The sequence below is a fragment of the Paenibacillus sp. FSL P2-0136 genome, from assembly GCF_037975325.1.
In the GTDB taxonomy this organism is placed as follows: Bacteria; Bacillota; Bacilli; order Paenibacillales; family Paenibacillaceae; genus Paenibacillus_AQ; species Paenibacillus_AQ silagei.
This window is the reverse complement of the sequence record NZ_CP150244.1, coordinates 4,987,117-5,009,378: the sequence shown is the minus strand read 5'-3', so window position 1 is coordinate 5,009,378 and position 22,262 is coordinate 4,987,117. Positions and strand designations below refer to the sequence as shown.

General features: G+C 53.6%; 13 protein-coding genes. 12 read left to right on the top strand and 1 reads right to left on the bottom strand.

The window, feature by feature from the left end; translation table 11 throughout:
• Positions 1 to 4: 4 nt before the first annotated feature.
• Positions 5 to 1,033, top strand: coding sequence for a collagen-like protein (locus tag NYE26_RS21250; RefSeq protein WP_339249916.1), 1,029 nt, complete (start codon positions 5 to 7; stop codon positions 1,031 to 1,033).
• A gap of 238 nt (positions 1,034 to 1,271) precedes the next feature.
• Here the strand turns inward: NYE26_RS21250 and NYE26_RS21245 are convergent, their stop codons facing one another.
• Positions 1,272 to 1,850, bottom strand: coding sequence for a DUF4573 domain-containing protein (locus NYE26_RS21245; protein WP_339257572.1), 579 nt, complete (start codon positions 1,848 to 1,850; stop codon positions 1,272 to 1,274).
• Between NYE26_RS21245 and NYE26_RS21240 the strand changes: the two genes are divergently transcribed.
• The 11 genes from NYE26_RS21240 (at position 1,765) to NYE26_RS21190 (ending at position 22,177) form a co-directional block, all read left to right on the top strand.
• A complete protein-coding gene (locus NYE26_RS21240; protein ID WP_339257570.1) occupies positions 1,765 to 6,852 on the top strand; it encodes a hypothetical protein in 5,088 nt (1,695 codons plus the stop codon). The two genes, NYE26_RS21245 and NYE26_RS21240, sit on opposite strands and share 86 nt — an antisense overlap.
• A gap of 189 nt (positions 6,853 to 7,041) precedes the next feature.
• A complete protein-coding gene (locus NYE26_RS21235) occupies positions 7,042 to 8,229 on the top strand; it encodes a hypothetical protein (protein ID WP_339249915.1) in 1,188 nt (395 codons plus the stop codon).
• Positions 8,230 to 8,256: 27 nt separating this feature from the next.
• Entirely contained in the window at positions 8,257 to 9,435 is a 1,179-nt protein-coding gene (locus tag NYE26_RS21230) for a collagen-like protein (protein WP_051478527.1), read from the top strand.
• 301 nt (positions 9,436 to 9,736) lie between these two features.
• Positions 9,737 to 10,969, top strand: a complete 1,233-nt coding sequence (locus tag NYE26_RS21225) for a hypothetical protein (protein ID WP_339249912.1) — start codon at positions 9,737 to 9,739, stop codon at positions 10,967 to 10,969.
• A 23-nt stretch (positions 10,970 to 10,992) separates the two neighbouring features.
• Positions 10,993 to 12,198 carry a hypothetical protein gene (locus NYE26_RS21220; protein WP_339249910.1) on the top strand — a complete coding sequence of 402 codons (1,206 nt, stop codon included), beginning with the start codon at positions 10,993 to 10,995 and terminating at the stop codon, positions 12,196 to 12,198.
• A 31-nt stretch (positions 12,199 to 12,229) separates the two neighbouring features.
• Entirely contained in the window at positions 12,230 to 14,557 is a 2,328-nt protein-coding gene (locus NYE26_RS21215; protein ID WP_339249908.1) for a hypothetical protein, read from the top strand.
• Between the two features lie 130 nt (positions 14,558 to 14,687).
• Positions 14,688 to 15,920, top strand: a complete 1,233-nt coding sequence (locus NYE26_RS21210; protein ID WP_339249906.1) for a hypothetical protein — start codon at positions 14,688 to 14,690, stop codon at positions 15,918 to 15,920.
• A 61-nt stretch (positions 15,921 to 15,981) separates the two neighbouring features.
• Positions 15,982 to 17,190, top strand: coding sequence for a hypothetical protein (locus NYE26_RS21205; RefSeq protein WP_051478535.1), 1,209 nt, complete (start codon positions 15,982 to 15,984; stop codon positions 17,188 to 17,190).
• Positions 17,191 to 17,221: 31 nt separating this feature from the next.
• Complete coding sequence (locus NYE26_RS21200) at positions 17,222 to 19,573, top strand: hypothetical protein (RefSeq protein WP_339249904.1); 2,352 nt, start codon at positions 17,222 to 17,224, stop codon at positions 19,571 to 19,573.
• A gap of 128 nt (positions 19,574 to 19,701) precedes the next feature.
• Positions 19,702 to 20,586, top strand: a complete 885-nt coding sequence (gene rfbA / locus NYE26_RS21195) for a glucose-1-phosphate thymidylyltransferase RfbA (protein ID WP_339249902.1) — start codon at positions 19,702 to 19,704, stop codon at positions 20,584 to 20,586.
• Positions 20,587 to 20,860: 274 nt separating this feature from the next.
• Positions 20,861 to 22,177, top strand: a complete 1,317-nt coding sequence (locus NYE26_RS21190; protein WP_339249900.1) for a YVTN family beta-propeller repeat-containing protein — start codon at positions 20,861 to 20,863, stop codon at positions 22,175 to 22,177.
• Positions 22,178 to 22,262 lie beyond the last annotated feature (85 nt).

The following is a 22,262-nucleotide window of genomic DNA, read 5'->3' as shown; positions in this document are numbered from 1 at the left end:
GATTATGCCTATAGGAGTTACAGGACCAACAGGACCAACAGGGACTACGGGGAAAGATGGTAAGGGTGGAATAAATGGAGGCCCTGGTTCAAAAGGTAGCGATGGAAGCACCGGAGTAACTGGAGTGACGGGTCATACCGGAGCAACGGGAGCAGGGAACACGGGGATGACCGGAGCAACGGGGGCAGGAAATACGGGATTAACGGGGATGACCGGAGCGACGGGGGCAGGAAATACGGGATTAACGGGGATGACCGGAGCGACGGGGGCAGGAAATACGGGATTAACGGGGATGACCGGAGCAACAGGAGCAGGGAACACGGGAATGACCGGAGCAACAGGAGCAGGGAACACGGGAATGACCGGAGCAACGGGAGCAGGGAACACGGGAATGACCGGAGCAACGGGAGCAGGGAACACGGGAATGACTGGAGCAACGGGAGCAGGGAACACGGGAATGACTGGAGCAACGGGAGCAGGAAACACGGGATTAACGGGATTAACCGGTTTTACTGGAGTTACGGGATTAACCGGGTTAACTGGAGTTACAGGACAAACGGGGATGACCGGGATTACAGGTTCAATCACTTCTATTTTTGGAACATATGTAGTTAATGGGTACACTGTTGCGAGTACCGCTAATACTCCCATTGGATTTTTTAATGCGTTAGTAACTGATCCTGCAGAATCAATCGGGTTACAGGGCGGCGATACTTTTGCATTGCCTGGAGGGCATATGTATCATGTCTCAATTCAAGCTTCTGTTCAATATACGAGTACTGTGTCACCTGGCATTGCGATTTCATTGGATGGCAGTATTGATTCATTTCATGTATTTTATTCAGGAGCTGAGGTTCCAGGAAGTAACAGACCCGTTACTCCGGTGTCTGCGGTGGTAATTATAGATGCTTTAGACGGACCTAAAAATATGCAGGTAGTACTCGTTGAAGCTGGTACAAGAATATCAACGGATATTATTAATTCTCCGAATGGTTTTGTAGCTGCTTCTGTGACTATTTTGGCCTTAATGTAATTGCGGAATGTACTTTCCTCTCAAGTAAATAAAATTTGAAACGGATACCATCCTTATCTAAGGGTGTGTACCCGTTTCTTACTATCTTGGGAGTTAGAAATAAGGTTAAGAGTATTTTATTATATCATTGGAAATTCATGACAGCGAGGAGTTGACAACTAATGGCTACAGGACCAACCGGAGTAACAGGACCAACCGGACCAACAGGCACCACAGGGCCTCTTGGCAGGAGCGGAAGTCAAGGTACAAGAGGTAGCGTTGGATCGACAGGCTTCACAGGGCAAACCGGTCGTACTGGACTCACAGGAGAGACTGGAGCGACAGGTCTTACGGGTGAGACTGGTTCAACAGGTCTTACAGGTGAGACCGGGGCGACGGGGCTGACGGGAGAGACTGGAGCGACGGGGCTGACGGGAGAGACCGGTGCGACAGGGCTGACTGGCGAGACCGGTGCGACAGGACTGACGGGAGAGACCGGAGCGACAGGACTGACGGGAGAGACCGGAGCGACAGGACTCACGGGAGAGACCGGAGCGACAGGACTCACGGGAGAGACCGGAGCAACGGGGCTGACGGGAGAGACCGGAGCGACAGGGCTGACGGGAGAGACCGGAGCAACGGGGCTCACGGGAGAGACTGGAGCAACGGGGCTGACGGGAGAAACGGGAGCAACGGGGCTGACTGGTGAGACTGGAGCGACGGGACTTACGGGAGAGACTGGAGCGACGGGGCTGACTGGTGAGACCGGAGCGACGGGGCTGACGGGAGAAACCGGAGCAACGGGTCTTACGGGAGAGACCGGGGCGACAGGGCTCACAGGTGAAACGGGTGCAACGGGGCTGACGGGAGAGACTGGAGCGACAGGGCTGACCGGAGAGACTGGAGCGACGGGGCTGACTGGCGAGACCGGAGCAACGGGGCTTACGGGAGAGACCGGAGCAACGGGGCTCACGGGAGAGACTGGTGCAACGGGGCTGACTGGCGAGACTGGAGCGACGGGGCTCACGGGAGAGACTGGAGCAACGGGGCTTACGGGAGAAACGGGAGCAACGGGGCTGACTGGTGAGACTGGAGCGACAGGGCTAACTGGTGAGACTGGTGCGACGGGGCTTACGGGAGAAACGGGAGCAACAGGGCTTACGGGAGAAACGGGAGCAACAGGGCTCACGGGCGAGACCGGAGCAACGGGGCTGACTGGCGAGACTGGTGCAACAGGGCTCACAGGAGAAACGGGAGCGACAGGACTCACGGGAGAGACCGGAGCAACGGGGCTGACGGGAGAGACCGGGGCGACAGGGCTGACTGGTGAGACTGGTGCGACAGGGCTGACGGGAGAGACCGGAGCAACGGGGCTTACAGGTGAGACTGGAGCGACTGGGCTCACGGGTGAGACTGGAGCGACGGGGCTTACCGGAGAAACGGGAGCGACAGGGCTCACAGGAGAGACTGGGGCGACAGGGCTGACGGGAGAGACCGGAGCGACGGGGCTGACTGGCGAGACTGGTGCGACAGGGCTGACGGGAGAGACCGGAGCAACGGGGCTTACAGGTGAGACTGGAGCGACGGGGCTGACCGGAGAAACGGGAGCGACGGGGCTCACGGGTGAGACTGGAGCGACGGGGCTGACCGGAGAAACGGGAGCGACGGGGCTCACGGGTGAGACTGGAGCAACGGGGCTCACGGGAGAGACTGGAGCAACAGGGCTGACAGGAGAAACGGGAGCGACGGGGCTCACGGGCGAGACCGGAGCAACGGGGCTGACTGGCGAGACTGGTGCAACAGGGCTCACAGGAGAAACGGGAGCGACAGGACTCACGGGAGAGACTGGAGCAACGGGGCTGACGGGAGAGACCGGAGCGACGGGGCTGACGGGAGAGACTGGAGCAACAGGGCTCACGGGTGAGACTGGAGCAACCGGGCTCACGGGAGAGACTGGAGCAACAGGGCTGACCGGAGAAACGGGAGCGACGGGGCTTACGGGTGAGACTGGAGCAACGGGGCTTACGGGAGAAACGGGAGCGACAGGGCTGACTGGAGAGACCGGAGCGACAGGGCTAACTGGTGAGACTGGTGCGACGGGGCTTACGGGAGAAACGGGAGCGACAGGACTCACGGGCGAGACTGGAGCAACGGGGCTGACGGGAGAGACCGGGGCGACAGGGCTGACTGGTGAGACTGGTGCGACAGGGCTCACGGGTGAGACTGGTGCGACGGGGCTTACCGGAGAAACGGGAGCGACAGGGCTCACAGGAGAGACTGGTGCGACGGGGCTTACGGGTGAGACTGGAGCAACGGGGCTTACGGGAGAAACGGGAGCAACAGGGCTGACGGGAGAGACCGGGGCGACAGGGCTGACCGGAGAGACTGGTGCAACAGGGCTCACAGGAGAGACCGGAGCAACGGGGCTTACAGGTGAGACTGGAGCGACGGGGCTTACGGGAGAGACTGGAGCAACGGGGCTTACGGGAGAAACGGGAGCAACAGGGCTGACTGGTGAGACTGGTGCAACGGGGCTGACTGGTGAGACTGGTGCAACAGGGCTCACAGGTGAAACGGGAGCAACAGGACTGACTGGAGCGACGGGGCTTACGGGAGAAACCGGAGCAACAGGGCTCACAGGTGAAACGGGAGCAACAGGACTGACTGGAGCGACAGGGCTTACCGGAGAAACGGGAGCGACGGGGCTCACGGGAGAGACTGGAGCAACGGGGCTTACGGGAGAAACCGGAGCAACAGGGCTTACAGGTGAGACTGGTGCGACAGGACTGACTGGAGCGACAGGGCTCACAGGAGAAACGGGAGCGACAGGACTCACGGGAGAGACCGGAGCAACGGGGCTGACGGGAGAGACCGGGGCGACAGGGCTGACTGGAGAGACCGGGGCGACGGGGCTGACGGGAGAGACCGGAGCGACGGGGCTGACTGGTGAGACCGGAGCGACAGGACTCACGGGAGAAACCGGAGCAACGGGGCTGACGGGAGAGACCGGAGCGACGGGGCTGACGGGAGAGACCGGAGCAACGGGTCTTACGGGAGAGACCGGGGCGACAGGGCTTACAGGAGAGACCGGAGCAACTGGGCTTACAGGTGAGACTGGAGCGACTGGGCTGACCGGAGAAACGGGAGCGACAGGGCTTACAGGTGAGACTGGGGCGACAGGGCTGACGGGAGAAACGGGAGCGACGGGGCTTACAGGAGAGACCGGAGCAACGGGGCTGACTGGTGAGACCGGAGCGACGGGGCTGACTGGAGAAACCGGAGCAACGGGTCTTACGGGAGAGACTGGTGCAACAGGGCTTACAGGAGAGACCGGAGCAACAGGGCTTACAGGAGAGACTGGTGCAACAGGGCTTACGGGAGAGACTGGAGCGACGGGGCTCACCGGAGAGACTGGTGCGACGGGGCTGACTGGCGAGACTGGAGCGACGGGGCTTACGGGTGAGACTGGAGCGACGGGGCTTACGGGTGAGACTGGAGCGACGGGGCTTACGGGAGAAACCGGAGCAACAGGGCTCACAGGTGAAACGGGAGCAACAGGGCTGACGGGAGAGACCGGAGCAACAGGGCTTACAGGTGAGACTGGAGCGACTGGGCTGACCGGAGAAACGGGAGCGACAGGGCTGACCGGAGAAACGGGAGCGACAGGGCTGACGGGAGAAACGGGAGCGACGGGGCTTACAGGAGAGACTGGAGCGACAGGGCTGACGGGAGAGACCGGAGCAACGGGGCTTACAGGAGAGACTGGAGCGACAGGGCTTACAGGAGAAACGGGGCTTACCGGGGAAACAGGAGTAACGGGGCTGACTGGTGAGACCGGAGCGACGGGGCTGACTGGAGAAACGGGAGCAACGGGTCTTACGGGAGAGACCGGGGCGACTGGGCTTACGGGAGAGACTGGAGCGACAGGGCTCACAGGTGAGACTGGTGCAACTGGGCTGACGGGAGAGACCGGAGCAACGGGGCTTACAGGAGAGACAGGAGCAACAGGGCTCACAGGTGAAACGGGTGCAACAGGTCTTACGGGAGAGACTGGAGCAACAGGGCTTACAGGAGAAACCGGGGCGACGGGGCTCACAGGAGAGACTGGGGCGACAGGACTGACTGGTGAGACTGGAGCGACGGGGCTGACCGGAGAGACTGGAGCGACGGGGCTCACGGGAGAGACTGGAGCAACGGGGCTTACGGGAGAAACCGGAGCGACAGGGCTTACAGGAGAGACTGGTGCAACGGGGCTTACAGGAGAGACTGGTGCAACAGGGCTTACAGGAGAGACCGGAGCAACTGGGCTTACAGGAGAGACTGGTGCAACAGGGCTTACGGGAGAGACTGGAGCGACGGGGCTCACGGGAGAGACTGGAGCAACGGGGCTGACTGGTGAGACTGGTGCAACAGGGCTTACGGGAGAGACCGGAGCAACAGGGCTTACGGGAGAGACCGGAGCAACGGGGCTGACGGGAGAGACCGGAGCGACGGGGCTGACGGGAGAGACTGGAGCGACAGGGCTGACCGGAGAGACCGGAGCGACAGGGCTGACTGGTGAGACTGGGGCGACGGGGCTTACAGGTGAGACTGGTGCAACAGGGCTCACGGGAGAGACTGGAGCGACAGGGCTGACGGGAGAGACCGGGGCGACGGGGCTCACTGGTGAGACCGGGGCGACGGGGCTGACTGGTGAGACTGGTGCAACGGGGCTCACGGGAGAGACTGGTGCAACAGGGCTTACGGGAGAGACCGGGGCGACGGGGCTCACGGGAGAGACCGGAGCGACGGGACTGACTGGTGAGACCGGAGCGACGGGGCTGACGGGAGAAACCGGAGCAACGGGTCTTACGGGAGAGACCGGGGCGACGGGGCTCACGGGAGAGACCGGAGCGACAGGGCTGACTGGTGAAACTGGAGCCACTGGAGTTACAGGTGTGACTGGTCCAACAGGAGTTACTGGATTAAGTGTTGTTGAAACAGGTGCGACGGGTCAAACAGGTCTGACTGGTCCAACAGGTCCAACAGGTATGACGGGAGTGACGGGCACAACAGGGAAAGCAGGTAAAGACGGAATAAATGGAGGCCCAGGTTCAAAAGGTGAGGATGGTAACACTGGTTTAACAGGGATTACAGGATTAACAGGGGCAACGGGAGCAACAGGACTCACTGGAGATACCGGAGCAACGGGTCTCACAGGGGTAACAGGATCGACTGGCGTCACTGGGTTAACGGGAGCAACAGGAACAACAGGCCTGACGGGAGAAACTGGTGCAACGGGTCTTACGGGTGAGACAGGAGCAACAGGTCTCACAGGGGCAACAGGAGCGACTGGCGTCACTGGATTAACGGGAGCGACTGGACCAACGGGTATTGGTCTTGTAGGTCCGACTGGTGCTCTGTCCCAGAATTACGCCCAGTTTGTTCTCACAGAGGGAAATACGGTGGCAACAAGTGATCATTTCCCTATTCCACACTTTAGTATCGTTTATACATCCAGCAATGGTACTTCTATAGGGCCAGGAATTACTGATACTAATGAGTTTGTAGTAGAAGCCGGAAATTATTTGATCATGTATCAAGCCATCATCCTATCTTCTGATACAAGACCAGCAGGTCTGGAATTGATTAATAATGGTTCACCAGAATCTACATCAATAGTTACCGCTCCAATAAACACTCTGCCTTCTAATCTTAATGGAACCTATATTTTAGAAGCGGATGAACCAGTAACAATTCAACTTGCGCTTGTATATGAAGGGACTGCTTTAACTGTTGATATGGATGGAGTTTATTATGGCTTCTTCCCTGCCAAGGTCACTATAATTCAGTTGAGCTGAATTTTCCTTGATTGTAATTATTAAATTTGTTTCTCATGAAGACCAGCCTGATTTGGGCTGGTCTTTTCTCACATAATAAGAACTGTAACACATATCAGTTTTTTCTTACATAGCCTGGACGAATTGCCGAACCAATCGTACAGAGCGGCATATGATGGACTATTCTAAACCAGAAAGGAGAGGATTAATTTGTCTCAAGCTAATCTGCCTAACATTACACCAACCATTACACTCACCCGGAGCGATGCCATCAACATGATGATGGCAGCCATCGCCATGGAAGAGTTAGGACTTAGCCATGTAATTAATGCAGAAGGGGAGAAGATGCAGTACGCGCTCGGCACTCTTCCTGGAGTTACTGCCCCGGTGGTGAACATCTCCAATCTTCAGGACATCACTGATAGTATCCGTAGTATGCTGGGGGAAACGGTGAAAAGCGCCTGGCTGCAGACCAGCCAGTTAGAGAGTCTGCTTGCAGCACCGGTTGATTATGGCGGGATCGGAGCCACAGGCGTAACAGGACCAGACGAGGGTCCGATCGGTCCAAGAGGTCTGCAAGGCGAAATAGGAGAGACTGGAGACGATGGCCCGAGCGGTACCACGGGAGTTAGCGGCTTCCCAGGCATAGAGGGACCTTCAGGGGCAACAGGGGCTACAGGTATAACTGGGGCCACTGGATTGACCGCATTGACCGGGGCAACTGGCCTCACTGGGGAGTCCGGGGCTATCGGGTTAACGGGTCTGACAGGAGAAACAGGCGAGACTGGCGTAACAGGGCAAAGCGGAGAGACGGGAGCTACCGGACTCACGGGACTAACAGGAGTAACGGGAGTAACTGGCGTTACGGGGCTAACGGGAGAGACGGGGGCTACTGGCCTAACGGGTCTAACAGGAGTTACAGGAGTAACCGGCTTGACCGGAGTAACCGGAGGAACAGGTGAGCCGCCTATTGACCGGTGGTTGTCCACCCTTACTTCAGGAGGTCCAATAGGTCCAAGAGGTCCAATAGTCTTTGATGCCGATGCTTATTCCACTGGTTCCAATATCAGCCGTAGTATAGGTGGTTTCAATCTGCAAAATAACGATGTTCTAGGCGTTTTGGAACCGGCAACCTACTACGTTCATTATTCAGCTAATGCTTCTACTCCGACAGGGGAGAATTTTAGCGTTGCCCTTACGCTCAATGGGGCTACCCTTCCAGCTAGCGAAGCAATATCGTATCATACAGCTGTCGCTGCCACTTCTAATCTTATAGTGGGCGGGAGTATTTTCCCCACCGTTACTGGTGAAGCAGTGAATACATTAGTTATGATTAATAGCGGCGCCGGTACAATTACAGATGTTAATGCCTCGATATCTATTCTTAAATTGTTCTAAGCCCACTAACCTAGAGGAGTTGATCATATGTCTCAGGCGAATCTGCCTAACATCACCCCAACCATAAGCATTGCTAGGGATGATGCCGTTAACCTGCTGCTGTCCTCCATTGCGATGGAAGAATTGGGACTCAGCCACATTATCAATGCCGAAGGAGAGAAGCTGCAATATATCCTGGGTACCTTACCCGGAGTTACAGCTCCTGAAGCGACCATTGGCGATGTGCTGGCTATGAACGACAGTGTAAGAAATATGATGCGGGATATTGTGAAGAAGGAATTCATTCTTACCAACAAGCTGGAGACGGTGCTGAACGCTTCAATAATGGTAGGGCCTACGGGTGCAACGGGGGCTACGGGGAATCCGGGCGGGCCTCCAGGACCTCAAGGAGAGCAGGGCATTCAGGGTATCCAAGGTCCCGCAGGAATAACTGGTCAAACGGGAGAGACAGGAGCCACGGGGCTGACGGGATTGACCGGAGTGACTGGCTTAACGGGGCCGACAGGAGAGACTGGACTAACCGGAGCTACGGGGTTAACCGGGCTAACCGGAGTAACCGGCTTAACGGGGCTAACCGGGGAGACGGGGGCCACAGGCTTAACCGGGCTGACTGGACTGACAGGCTTAACCGGAGAGACTGGCGTAACCGGTATAACGGGTGCCACCGGCATAACGGGTGCTACAGGGCTAACCGGCTTAACAGGTGAAACCGGGCTGACCGGTGTAACCGGCTTAACCGGGCTGACTGGCATGACCGGGATGACCGGCTTAACGGGTCTTGCCTTCTTCGCAGATTTCTTCTCTGCGATCTCTACTGAGTTTCAAGTTGGGTTTGATGAAATGGTGACCTGGAGCGTAACCGGACCGGAAAGCGGTGCTATTACTATAAATGATACAAATCAGTTTTTTACTTTGCCTGCTGATTCTACAGTCCTGGTCCAATACTATGTCAATGCTCAGAATAATAGCCTGGACACCATGGAATTTCAATTGTGGACCGTAGATCTGACGTCTGGAGCTCTAATAGAAGGTGTTACTGGTTCTATAGCATCCTCAACACTAAACAATACGGCAATTGCAACCGTAGCGGGAGCCGGTATCATAGGGACAACAGCCGAACAAGGTGTGGCGTTAGTTAATAATACTAATGACGTTATAGGTGAGGGCACTTTCTATGCCAACATCCAATTGATCAGGATTAATTAAATGATCTTTTTATAGCGAGATGCGCCAGAATTGAATTCTGGCGCTTTTCTGCGTGTGGATATTAATAATTGACTAATGAATCCGCCTTTTTAGAGCTGGTGGCCGAATAATCCAGACCCCATGGCTTCAGCGGCATAGAATACTATGTGCTGCCGGACCAGAGAGGTCCATGAATATTCTGCATAGCATGGACTTGGACAATCTATAGGCAGCATAAACTGGTATTGGGGGTGTTGATTGAATAGTTCTGCCGTTCGCAAATGGCAAGCAAATATGAAAGTGAAAGAAGGGTTGTGTCTACATGTCATCATTAATTCCGGTGCAACTGGGAAGTCCGGGACCGGCAATCAGGCTGTCAAGTCCGGTATTGCTGGAAGAGAGTCATCCCTACTTCCAAATTGATTTCAGTGTGCCTCTGTCGTTCAAGCCGGAAGTGTCCGGCAATTATCACCTGATCATCGGGTTATCTGTTCTGAAAGACGGAAATATCATCCATAGCCTTACTGAACCCTATATCGGCAACAGCAACGCCGGAGAAGCGCTGGTTGCTGATCTGAATGCAAGTATTAAGGGGAGCTTCGGGCAAGGCGTGCAGTCCTTTGAACTGGAGCTGCGTATTCTGTCTTCACAGAATATTGCGGCGAATCCGCTGGTTGGTCTTCCAGCAGTCTCAGTACAAGGATCCGCGGCTGATGCTGATGAATTCGGTCCGACGGGACCAACCGGTTCACAAGGTCCCTATGGTACGAAAGGTACGAAAGGTCCAACGGGCACCACCGGTCCGATCGGGATAACCGGCCCTGGCATCATGGGAACGAAGGGACCAAAGGGACCCACAGGGGCTACGGGTGTAGTGGTGGCAACGGGAGAGGGGAGCGGAACCGGAGCTACAGGCGCAACAGGTCTTGCCGGGATAGGAGTAACCGGGCCAACGGGAGCGACAGGAATTGGAGCCACCGGTATGACCGGATATGGGGTGCCTGGACCGGCAGGAATGACCGGACGCACTGGCATGACCGGGAATCCGGGGCCCGGATCCAGTATTACTGGAGACACGGGGACGACAGGACCCACAGGTGTAACCGGACCAGGCCGGGCGTTACCACTCGTTGTGAGCAATATTCTGCTGTCGAGCAGTCCCATCGAAAGTGAAATTGTGGGGCAACTTTCGGCGGTACAGATCAATTCGACAGATCAATGTGTAGTCATATCGGGTACTCTTCAGATAATGTACGGGAATCCCTCTAATCACCATTACAATAACAATCTTCTATATGAAGTGCGTCGAGATGGTCAGGAACTTGATACTAACGGTTTCTTTTTTTGGTCAAAAATATTCAATTATTCAATTAATCCGGCATCTAATTACGATCCTTCTGAAGAATTACTGTCCTTCTATGCGATTGATGAGAATCCGCCCCCGGGTCTTCACAACTATACGTTGCGCGTTCATATCTATGATGTGTCTGACAATACAACAATCAGCTATAGATCCTTCAATGCATCTGCAAAGGTATTCCAAAGAGGCAACTGAGACATAAAGGAGTTGAAACATGCATGAACATCTATTCGTCGCTTCCCCTTGGAGCCGGCAATGTGCTGGTGCTCACGGATATCCGTGCAGACTTGGAGCAGCCGTATGCATCTGCGGAATTACAGTTGTCGATTCCATTGCTGCTGGATATTCTGTCCCCCGGTTATTATCATCTGCACCTAAATGTTGAACTATGGAGGGCTAACGCTCTTGTTGAGATACGTGATGTATTCATAGAATCCACAGCACTGTCTGCCGGACTGGTTCAGACAGAATCAACGGTCAGATTCAATGATGTACTGCCCGCAGGCATTCATCAATACGAGCTAAGAATGAAGCTGCTCCATTATCAGAATATCGCTTCGGATATCCGGGTGGGCTCCCCCCGGTTACAGACCGGTCCGGGACCCGTCATATTCAACGGTCCTATAGGTCCCCAAGGTCCAACAGGACCCACTGGTCTAACCGGACGTACCGGTCTATCTGGGGGCGCCGGGAGAATGGGAGAGGATGGCGTCTCGCTTACAGGCCCGACCGGGCTAACCGGAGCAACGGGTCCATCAGGGACAACCGGCTATGTAGGAAACTTTGCCGGACCCACCGGTGTAACCGGAGCAACCGGAACAGGGGTTACAGGGGCAACCGGACCTACGGGTGTGGGAAGTGCCGGAGCAACGGGTACAGCAATTACTGGCGATACCGGACCAGATGGTCCGACAGGACTCACAGGCTTCAACGGTCCGCCCGGATCAGGTAACGAAACGGGGGGAACTGGACCCCAAGGTGCCAGGGGACATACAGGAACCTTAGCGGATGGAGCATCTATTCCAATATTGACTTACAAAGTTTCACCAGGGGATGTAGGGTATATTAATAAGCCCGAACTGCTTGCATCTCTCCAGGTGGATCCTGGAAGTGGACGATGCCAAATAGAGGGGATTGTAGGCTTATGGTTTTGGAAACCATCTCCTCGATTAAATTCTGGCATACGGTTAACCATCACACTTACTGATTCTGTTGGAAATACATTGTATCAGTATACTGATTATTGGCAGAAACAAGGTCCTGAATATGTTGAATTCGCTCAGACATTTCCATTTACCGTTATGTATGACGGGCCACCGACTACATTGACGCTAACTGAAGTAATTACCGGTGATGATCAAGAACGATTAATTATCGTGATTCTTCCAGCTGTCTTAACTTCCACGGTAATTCCGAATAACTAGCATTACGTAATATATCTAAGGCGGTGAAATTATGTCGAATCTAACAACTCTCCCTTTGGGAGCGCCGGGCCCGGCTATTCACCTGGCAGAGACGCTCGAAATCACTGCAGTTCAGCCTCAGGCGCATGTGACCTTTCATATCCCTGTTATCTTCCAGAGCAGCTCTCCAGGCGAATCCCTGCTGCGGATTGAACTGGAGACGATGCTCTCCGGCAGTGTGCTGCAGACTCAATTAGTCACGCTGTCCAATAATGGAACTGAGGAGACTGCAAGAACAATACAAGTTACAGTCAACCACCCGGCTTATCCGGGAACGTATGCCTACACTATACGAGCTCGGGTAGTCAGTTATATTAACATCAAGGCCGATCCTTATATAGGCAGAGCTGTTGCAGGGATAGCTTCTGTTCAGGCAATTCGGGCTGCTACAGGAATTACCGGTCCGACCGGCCCTACTGGAACGACCGGCACCCAAGGCCAAAGGGGAGACGGCGGCGGTTACGGTAACAAGGGCGTGACAGGAGCTACAGGATATGGAGCGACCGGTCCGACAGGAGATACAGGTGAACCAGGCCCTCCCGCAAGCGTCACTGGCGGAATCGGCACTGGGCCCACTGGTCCAACAGGGGCGACGGGCTTGACCGTAGTAGGTCCGACAGGTGCAACCGGTAATGCGGTGACAGGTGCGACAGGTACGAGTGTGAAGGGGACGCAGGGTGCACCAGGGAAGGAAGGTCTGCAAGGAGCGCCGGGACCAACAGGGACGATGGGTCCAGGCCCAAGAGGGCCAGCCGGCGCTACTGGTGCAACCGGCTCAACCGGCGAACCGCTGTCTCCTGCCCAATATCAATATCGTACTGATCCGATGGTGTTGACTGATTCTCCGCGAGTTTTTCTAACCTCGAACGTGCAGACTATGGCCGGACAACGCGTTCTATTACAGGGTAATGTCCGAATCACGTATCTCCCGCTCTCAGTAGCTACAAGAATTTCTGTTACTATTGGCTTTGCATATAACTTTTCTATCAATTCCTTCTTCCACTCGTTTAACTTTCAGACAATAGTCCAGGGCTATGGGAGCGATATGCCTGATCCCGGACAACGGGCCAGCGTACAGATTCCTTTTAGCCTGACGCATGCCCCCGAACCCGGTACAGGAACATATACTGTATTTTTGTCGCAGAACTCTAATCCACAGGATAATGTGACGCTGACGGCGGAGAACCGGTATCTTGTGGCAGAGGCAGTCGATGTCGGCACCATCTCCTCCCCGAACAGTTACGCTTATTTCCTGGCTGCGGGCGGGGTGCAAACCATCAATGCATTGGTTGGTCCCACCCAATCGGTTCCGATGGATCCCAATATCCAGTTCAACGCGAATGCAGCTTATGCCGCTTCAACAGGTGATGACATTTACTATGCGGTACAAGACAGGTTATACCAGTTCGACACAAAGGCCCAAGTGGTGAACTGGGGAATCGATCTGAATCAGGATATGCAGGCAACAGATCTGCTGCTTACGCCTGACCAGAGATATCTGTTCATCTCGGATGAAGCCAGTCCCCAGGTGCAGGTGTATGATCTGGTGAACAGTGTTACCGTCCGAACGCTGACGCTGGAATCGAATGTTCTCTTCTCCGCCGCTTCTCCAGACAGCCGCTATGCCTTCTTCTATATCTATACGGGTGAGGTTCATGCCTACAACATTGCCCTGGGAACACTGGAGCGGAATATCTTCAATGGATTGTATCCTATTCAGCCTCAGTTATATCCAGGCTACTCCAACCCGCTGGTAGTATCACCTGACAGTACCGAGGTGAGGTTTACTCCAGGTCTGGCACAAGTCTTTTATGCTCACGCGGAGGTTGGTAACTTCAATAACAAGGGTCTCAGAACTACATCCGGTAACGGGTCATGGGGCATTGTGCAGTTAAATAACGGAAATTGTATAACCATAGATAACGGGGTAGATCCAAATAATTCGGTGCAGTATGCTAATGTCAACCTTCTTAGACCCAGTGGAGATTATTTGTTGGTACAATTTGGAGTTCCATTATACTCGCTGGTTCTATCACCGGATCAGCAGTTTGTTTGCATCCAAAGCGCATATGGTCTCTCTGTACTTGATTCTAATACTTTAGCAGGAAGTTCATTCCCCGCAATAACGGATCAAACCTTCCGGGGAGGAGTCAACTTCACAAGAGACAGTAGTTTTCTAGTTGTTATAGGGACTCAAAATATTTACACGATAAGCTTAGAGGATCGTTCAATCCGAACCTTTGGCCTTCCGCCAGAACCAGCTAATCGGCCGCTGAACTACACCCTCTCCAGCGGAGCTTACAAAACGCAGAGTAAATAAAGCGAGGTTACGCGCGCTGCACAAGTTATGCTTAGGTCAATCCCTGTGGTTTCTGAAACTACGGGGATTAATCTGTTTTCACATCAAGCGGACAAGGCGAATTATAAAGTGACAGAAGGGTTGTGTTCACATGTCATCATTAATTCCGGTGCAACTGGGAAGTCCGGGACCGGCAATCCGGCTGGCAAGTCCGGTATTGCTGGAAGAGAGTCATCCCTCGTTCCAAATTGATTTCAGTGTGCCTCTGTCGTTCAAGCCGGCGGAGACCGGGAATTATCACCTAATCGTCGGGCTGTCTGTTCTGAAAGATGGAACGATGCTTCAGACTCTGACCGAGCCTTATATCGGCAGCGGCAACGCAGGGGAAGCGCTAATTGCGGATGTGAATGCAAGTATTACAGGGAGCTTTGGTCAATGGGAGCAATCCTTTGAAGTGGAGCTGAGGGTTCTGTCTTCACAGAATATTGCGGCGAATCCGCTGGCCGGCCTCCCTACAGTCTCTGTACAAGGAGTCGCGGCTGACGAGGATGACATCGGTCCGACCGGACCAACGGGTACGCAAGGTCCACGTGGTACACGTGGGCCTAACGGTCCGACCGGGAGCACCGGTCCGACCGGTACAACCGGCCCTGGGATCAAGGGAACGAAGGGACCTAAGGGACCCACTGGAGCTACGGGCGTGGTTGTGGCAACCGGATCGGGAAGCGTAACCGGACCAACGGGCCCTACGGGAACTACCGGGGTGGGACCTGCCGGTCCAACCGGAATGACAGGAATCGGAGCCACGGGTATGACCGGGTATGGACTGCAGGGCCCGACAGGAACGACCGGAGCAAGGGGGGAGACCGGGTACACAGGTCCAGGTTCAGGATTTACCGGTAATACAGGGACAACTGGCCCCACAGGTGTAACCGGACCCAGCCGTGCATTGCCGGTAGTTGTGAGTGATGCTCTGCTGTCGAGCAGTCCAGAAGAGAGTGAGCTTGTAGGCCAACTTCCGCCAGTACTGGTTACCTCGACTGATCAATGTGTAGTTGTAGCTGGCACTCTACAGATCAGCTACGGGAATCCCCCGGATTACGAATACAGCAATAATATTGTTTATGTGATACAACGTGATGGAGTCAACCTTCCTGAAGGCGCTTTGTTTAATTGGATGTTGTTCTATAATTATTCGAATGATCCATCATCTAATTCCATTCCTTCCGAACAATCGCTGTTCTTCTATGCCATTGATGATCATCCGCCATTAGGTCTTCACAGCTACACATTGTCGGCTACAGCTAGTACGATAACTCCAAACACAACTATCAGCTATGAATCCTTTAATGCAACTGCGAAGGTATTCCTAAGAGGGAACTGAACTATCTGTTCAAGAATCGTACAGAAGAACAGCATCTGAGTAATAAAGGAGTTGAATATACATGGACATCTATTCGTCGCTTCCTCTTGAGAGCGGCAATGAGCTTGTGCTTACGGATATCCGGACGGATGTGGAACAGCCGTATGCATCTGCGCAAGTGCAGTTGTCGATTCCAATGCTTCTGGATATACGGTCCCCTGGTTATTATCATTTGCATTTAAATGTTGAACTATGGAGAGCTAATGCACTTGCTGAAACTCGGGGTGTATCGATAGAATCAACAGCCTTGGCCGCTGGCCTTGTTCAGACTGAAGCCACCGTCAGATTCACCGATGAACTGTCTGCAGGTATTCACCAATACGAACTGAGAATGAAACTGCTGCATGTTCAGAACATCGCCTCGGATATTCGGGTCGGCTCCCCTCTAGTCCAGACGGGACCAGGGCCTGTTATATTCAACGGTCCGATAGGTCCTCCAGGCCCAACAGGACCCACTGGTCTAACCGGACGTACCGGTCTATCTGGTGGCGAGGGGAGAATGGGCGAGGATGGCGTCTCGCTTACAGGCCCGACCGGCCTGACAGGTCCTACAGGACCCACAGGGGCAACAACCTATATGGGAGCACTCAATGGACCTACCGGAGCCACCGGTGCCACCGGAATAGGAGTCACAGGAGCAACAGGAGTTACAGGGATGGGGGCTGTCGGAGCCACCGGTCCTGGAATAACAGGTGACACTGGGCCAGACGGTGGAACTGGGCCTACAGGCTTCACGGGTCCGCCCGGGGCAGGCAGTGAGCAGGGAGATCCTGGGCCAGAAGGTGCCAGAGGGCCTACAGGAGCGGGAGCGAATGAAGTTTTTATTCCAACATTAACTTACACAAGAAGCAGTCCCTCCATCACAGTGAATTATAATGAGCCTTTCTTGATTGCATCTCTCCCGGTGAATCCTGGAAGCAGCCGTTGCCAAATAGAGGGGATGGTAGAAATCGAATATTGGAGTAACTCAATTATAGAGAATAATGGATTGGAAATGACAATTACACTTACGGATACTGCCCAGAACACATTGTATATGTATACAGATTATTGGCAGAAACAAACGGATTTATTTCGAACTGCACAGGTTTTACCATTTTACGTTATGTATGATGGCCCGGCAACGACCCTGTCGTTATCCATATTGGTTGTTGGTGAGGAACAAGATCAAAGGGATGTCTATATTAATCAATGCACCTTATCTTCAACGGTAATACCTGACAGCATCTGATGTTGCAGAGAATATCAAAGGCGGTGAAGTGATGTCGAATCTAACCACTCTCCCTCTGGGAACACCGGGACCGGCTATTCACCTGGCAGAGACACTTGACATTGTTGCAGCGCAGCCTAAGGCGCATGTAACGTTCCAGATTCCTGTTATCTTCCAGGCAGTGACTTCCGGTCCATCCTTGCTGCGGATTGAGCTGGAAACGATGCTCTCCGGCAGTGTACTGCAGACTCAACTGGTCACGCTGTCCCATACCGGAACGGGAGAGACTACCAGAACCTTACAAGTTACGGTCAACCATTCGGCGAATCCGGGAACGTATGCGTACACTATACGAGCCCGGGTCGTCAGCTATATTAACGTCAAGGCAGATCCTTCTATAGGCAGAGCCGTTGCAGGGATAGCTTCTGTTCATGCCGTTAGAGCCGCCACGGGGCATACCGGTCCGACCGGCCCGACTGGAACGACTGGCACCCAAGGTACGAGGGGCGGCGGCGGTGATTACGGCAATAAGGGCGTGACAGGGGCAACAGGGTACGGAGTGACCGGTCCGACAGGAGATACAGGCGAACCTGGGCTTCCCGCAAGCTTCACAGGCACAGCAGGTTACGGTCCGACTGGTCTGACCGGGATGACAGGGCTCACAGGAATTGGTCCTACCGGTGCAACCGGAATAGCCGTAACAGGGACTACAGGGTATAGTGTCAAAGGACCGCAAGGCTCACAAGGGGTGGAAGGTCTGCGGGGCGCACTTGGACCGACAGGTACCGGCAGCAAAGGCCCGACGGGACCGGCAGGTTCTTCCGGTGCAACCGGAGCGACAGGCGAATCCGTGCCCTCTCCCTTATATCAATATCGTGCTGATTCACAGGTATTGACCTCTGAGCTACAAACGGTTCTCACCCTGGATACATTGCAGACGAAGGCCGGACAACGCGTACAACTACAAGGGGATCTCCGCGTCTCCTATCTCCCGCTGGCAGAAGCTGTTCGAATTCCTCTTTCAATCAATGTTCTCTACAATAATGCAGTGATCCGCTCATTTGAATTCAGGTCCATCGTCCAAGGCTATGGCAGCGGTGAAGCTGATCCCGGCAAAAGAGCCAGTGTGCAATTCCCGTTCAGCCTGACGCATATCCCCGAAGCCGGACCGGGAGTCTATTCTGTTCAAGTGCAAATTGACTTAAATATTCCGAGTGCGCTCTCTCTGATTATGGAGAACCGGTATCTGGCGGCAGAGGTAATGGGCAGCGGGACACCTTACGTCGTCAGCGAGGCAACGGCTTATTTTCTGAAGGATGGTGGGGTTGGAATCCTGGATGCCCGGTCGGCTACCATTCAAATAATCCCTGTGGATCCTAGTATCAACTTTCTCTTAGGGCAAGTAGCTTATGCCGCCTCAGGAGACGACAAGTACATTTACTATGCGGTTGTAGATAAATTGTACCGGTTCAATATTCAATCCCGCGCCCTCGATTGGACAGTGGATTTAAACCTGGGTGCGCAAGTATTAGATCTGCTATTAACCCCTGATCAGCGCCATCTTTTTTTATCGACTGGAATATCGACTGGAAATGTGCAGACGATTGTCTTTGATCTGGTCAATGGAAGTATTATTGATACCTTCTCCACGACATCCGTTGTACAATACTCTGCGGTGTCTCCTGACAGCCGTTATGCTTTTTTCTTACTCGTTGGGGGTCAGTATAATCCGGCGGTTCATGCGTATGAGATTGCAACGGGAACGCTTACCGAGAATATTTTTGGAGCTTATTCGGTCGCATTGGAAAGAACGGCTTACTCCAATCCACTCGTGGTTACGCCTGACAGTATGGAAGTGCGGCTGACACCGTCCATGAAGAACACTTTATACGTCTACGCAGAGATTGGAAATTTCAGTAACACCGGCTTAAAGCCTGCAGCTGGTCATAACAGCACGTGGGGGATTCGTCAGTTAAAATCCGGCGAAGCCTATATCATGGACAATGGGGAAACTCCTGACAACCATATCCCATTGAATGTTAGCCGTATCGACATTAATGGTAACTTATTAAACAGTTTGCGGGGGCCTATCAATCAGTATACGATCATTCTGTCACCGGATGAACGATGGGTGTGTGTACAGGGAACCCAGGAGCTCAAGCTGATATCAACCAGCAATCAGACGACACAGACTATTCCAATGACAGATATCTTCAAACTCGGTGCACTGAATTTCACTGGCGATAGCCAATATCTAGTTAATATCGGGTGGGAGAACATTTATATAATTAGCATGGCGGATTTCTCAATTCGGACCATTAATTATAATCCGGACAGTGATCCTTCTCTCGTACCGCTATATTACAGTTTCTCTAGCGGACATTACAAGACACAGAGCAAATAGAAGTGTAGTCCAAATTCAATAACATAAATGAAGATCAACCCATACGGTTCCGGAAACCAAGGTGTTGATCTTCACTCCATAACAAGGGGACAAGGGGAGAAATGTTAAGAATTGGGGAGCGTGGATAGATGAAAGGAATTATTCTGGCGGGCGGCTCGGGGACGAGGCTGCATCCGTTAACGAAGTCGATCTCCAAGCAGATCCTTCCGGTGTACGACAAACCTATGATTTACTATCCGCTATCTGTCTTGATGCTGGCAGGCATCCGGGAGATTCTGATCATCTCGACCGGAAGAGATGTCCGATTATTCCAGGACCTTCTGGGCACCGGCGAACAGCTCGGACTATCCTTTCAATATGCGGTGCAGGAACAGCCGCGGGGGCTTGCAGAGGCATTCCTGATCGGGGAGGAATTCATTGGTGCGGATCATGTGTGTATGATTCTGGGGGATAACATTTTCTATGGACAGAGCTTCAGCTCTATTCTGGAGAGAACCGTCCGGCGGCGGGAAGGTGCCACGATCTTCGGCTGCCATGTGCAGGATCCTTCCGCCTACGGCGTTGTGGAATTTGATAACATGGGTCGAGTGGTTGCACTGGAAGAGAAGCCGCTGTATCCCCGTTCTCATTATGCAGTGCCGGGCTTGTACTTCTATGACCGGCAGGTCGTGGAGATTGCAAGACACATTAAGCCTTCGCGGCGCGGTGAAATCGAGATTACGGATGTTAACCAGGAATATTTAAACAGAGGGCAACTCAATGTGGAGGTGTTCGGCCGGGGGATGGCTTGGCTGGATACCGGAACGCCGGATTCGCTGCTGGAGGCCGCTAATCTGGTCGAGACCGTCCAGAAGCGGCAAGGGCTCTACGTGGCCTGCATCGAAGAGATTGCCTTCAATAAAGGCTATATCACCAGAGAGCAACTGCTGGAGCTAGCCCGGCCGCTGCGTAAGCTGACCTACGGACAATACTTGTCCAGCATAGCAGAAGAATCTCTTGTTGAGGGTAGCTGAGATTCATGAACAGCGCAGAAGAGAATGTTCCAGCTTGACTGACGGACACATTCTGGACTTGGAGCATATATTGGTATTCACAGAGCAGAGGAGAATTGGTGGATGGTGATGAAGCCCATTCTGATGAGTTCATCCACTAAGTCCACACCAAACCTGTACACTTGAATACTACTATATTAATCATTAAGTATGCTGCTGACCGGGGTTGTCCGTTGAGCATTATTCCCTGCGCATACTGGAATGAAATCCAAATCTGTAAGGATGTGACCATGTAATGGCTTTTTTATCAACAGGACCTATTGAGAATAATCCTGTGAACGGAGTGAGACCTACTCAGCAGGTTACAGTCAAAATTGATAACCGCAGCGAGGCTTCTGCGTACTCATTAACCATTCAGGGTTATCAATTGACCGGCGGAACGAGAGTGATGTACGTAAGCGAATTACTCAATGTTGCAGCGAACCAGGTAATCACGAAGAATTACTATGCCGACGTCAATGCTTATGAATTCACATTTATTACCTCACCGAATTCATCGGAGGAAGTTGAGCCGGTGCAGATCTCGCTATGGGGCAAGAACGCAGCGGGTCAATTGGTAACGGCACACCGTTTAGTATCGGAAGAATTGTTAGGGGCAGACAGAGGTGGTAGTGGCGGCGGAGCCACAGGTCCGGCGGGAGCAACAGGCCCGGCAGGAGAGAGAGGCCCGGCAGGATTACCAGGGGCGCCAGGAGAAGCTGGACCAGCAGGACCTACAGGACCTACCGGGCAAGGGGGAGGAGAATCAGGAGCCACAGGAGCCACAGGAGCCTCAGGACCTACAGGAACAACAGGAGAACCTGGACCTACAGGAACTACAGGATTCCAAGGCCCCCAAGGAACCACAGGGCCCGGAGGAGGAGCTCGGGGAGACACAGGTCTTACAGGAGCTACCGGAGTCACGGGTCTTACTGGGGAAACGGGAGCCACAGGAGCTACCGGAGTCACGGGTCTTACTGGGGAGACGGGAGCCACAGGAGCCACCGGAGTCACGGGTCTTACCGGGGAAACGGGAGCTACAGGGCTTACAGGAATGACAGGAGTCACAGGAACGACTGGTCCTGTATTAGCAGGTGAAGGCTTCTCGGTATTTCTGCCAACCTTGGTGACAGGCACCACGGCCACGTTTGTTGGCTGGGAAGAAACGTCGCCGTATTACGGCAATGCGGCATTCGATGCAGTTTTGGGTGAATACACCGTTCCAGAAGCAGGTAGGTACTCTATTGAAGCTACAATTAACTTTGCTTTTGATGCTGCGGTCACCACAGCGTTAGGTGCAGATGTGAATCCGTCATTAGTGGTCCAAAAAACTACGCCAGCTCCAGCTATAGATCTGGTCACCGGATTATTACCGGTACTGGATGTGGCTGTCGCCGGAACTTTAACCCTTAGAACACTTCTTAGAAGCGGTACTGTTACCTTAGCAGGTGAAGTGGAGCTTGCGGCAAATGATGTGATCAGCCTCATCTATCAGCCAGATGGATTGGCGCTTAATTTGGATTTAGGTGCTACAGATCCAGGTGTTGTATGGTCTGTTCACAGATTAACCTGATCCTGAAAGGAACCTGCTTTATTTTGCAGCGAGCTTAAGGGCCATCCTTTGCGGGATGGTTTCTTTTTTATATTTTTGTATATCG

Excerpts from the sequence above, each read along its gene's own strand:
- NYE26_RS21205 (WP_051478535.1), top strand. The coding sequence starts at position 15,982 with ATGGACATCTATTCGTCGCTTCCTCTTGAGAGCGGCAATGAGCTTGTG.
- NYE26_RS21200 (WP_339249904.1), top strand. The coding sequence starts at position 17,222 with ATGTCGAATCTAACCACTCTCCCTCTGGGAACACCGGGACCGGCTATT.
- NYE26_RS21210 (WP_339249906.1), top strand. The coding sequence starts at position 14,688 with ATGTCATCATTAATTCCGGTGCAACTGGGAAGTCCGGGACCGGCAATC.
- NYE26_RS21225 (WP_339249912.1), top strand. The coding sequence starts at position 9,737 with ATGTCATCATTAATTCCGGTGCAACTGGGAAGTCCGGGACCGGCAATC.
- NYE26_RS21220 (WP_339249910.1), top strand. The coding sequence starts at position 10,993 with ATGAACATCTATTCGTCGCTTCCCCTTGGAGCCGGCAATGTGCTGGTG.
- NYE26_RS21215 (WP_339249908.1), top strand. The coding sequence starts at position 12,230 with ATGTCGAATCTAACAACTCTCCCTTTGGGAGCGCCGGGCCCGGCTATT.
- NYE26_RS21250 (WP_339249916.1), top strand. The coding sequence starts at position 5 with ATGCCTATAGGAGTTACAGGACCAACAGGACCAACAGGGACTACGGGG.
- NYE26_RS21230 (WP_051478527.1), top strand. The coding sequence starts at position 8,257 with ATGTCTCAGGCGAATCTGCCTAACATCACCCCAACCATAAGCATTGCT.
- NYE26_RS21190 (WP_339249900.1), top strand. The coding sequence starts at position 20,861 with ATGGCTTTTTTATCAACAGGACCTATTGAGAATAATCCTGTGAACGGA.
- rfbA (WP_339249902.1), top strand. The coding sequence starts at position 19,702 with ATGAAAGGAATTATTCTGGCGGGCGGCTCGGGGACGAGGCTGCATCCG.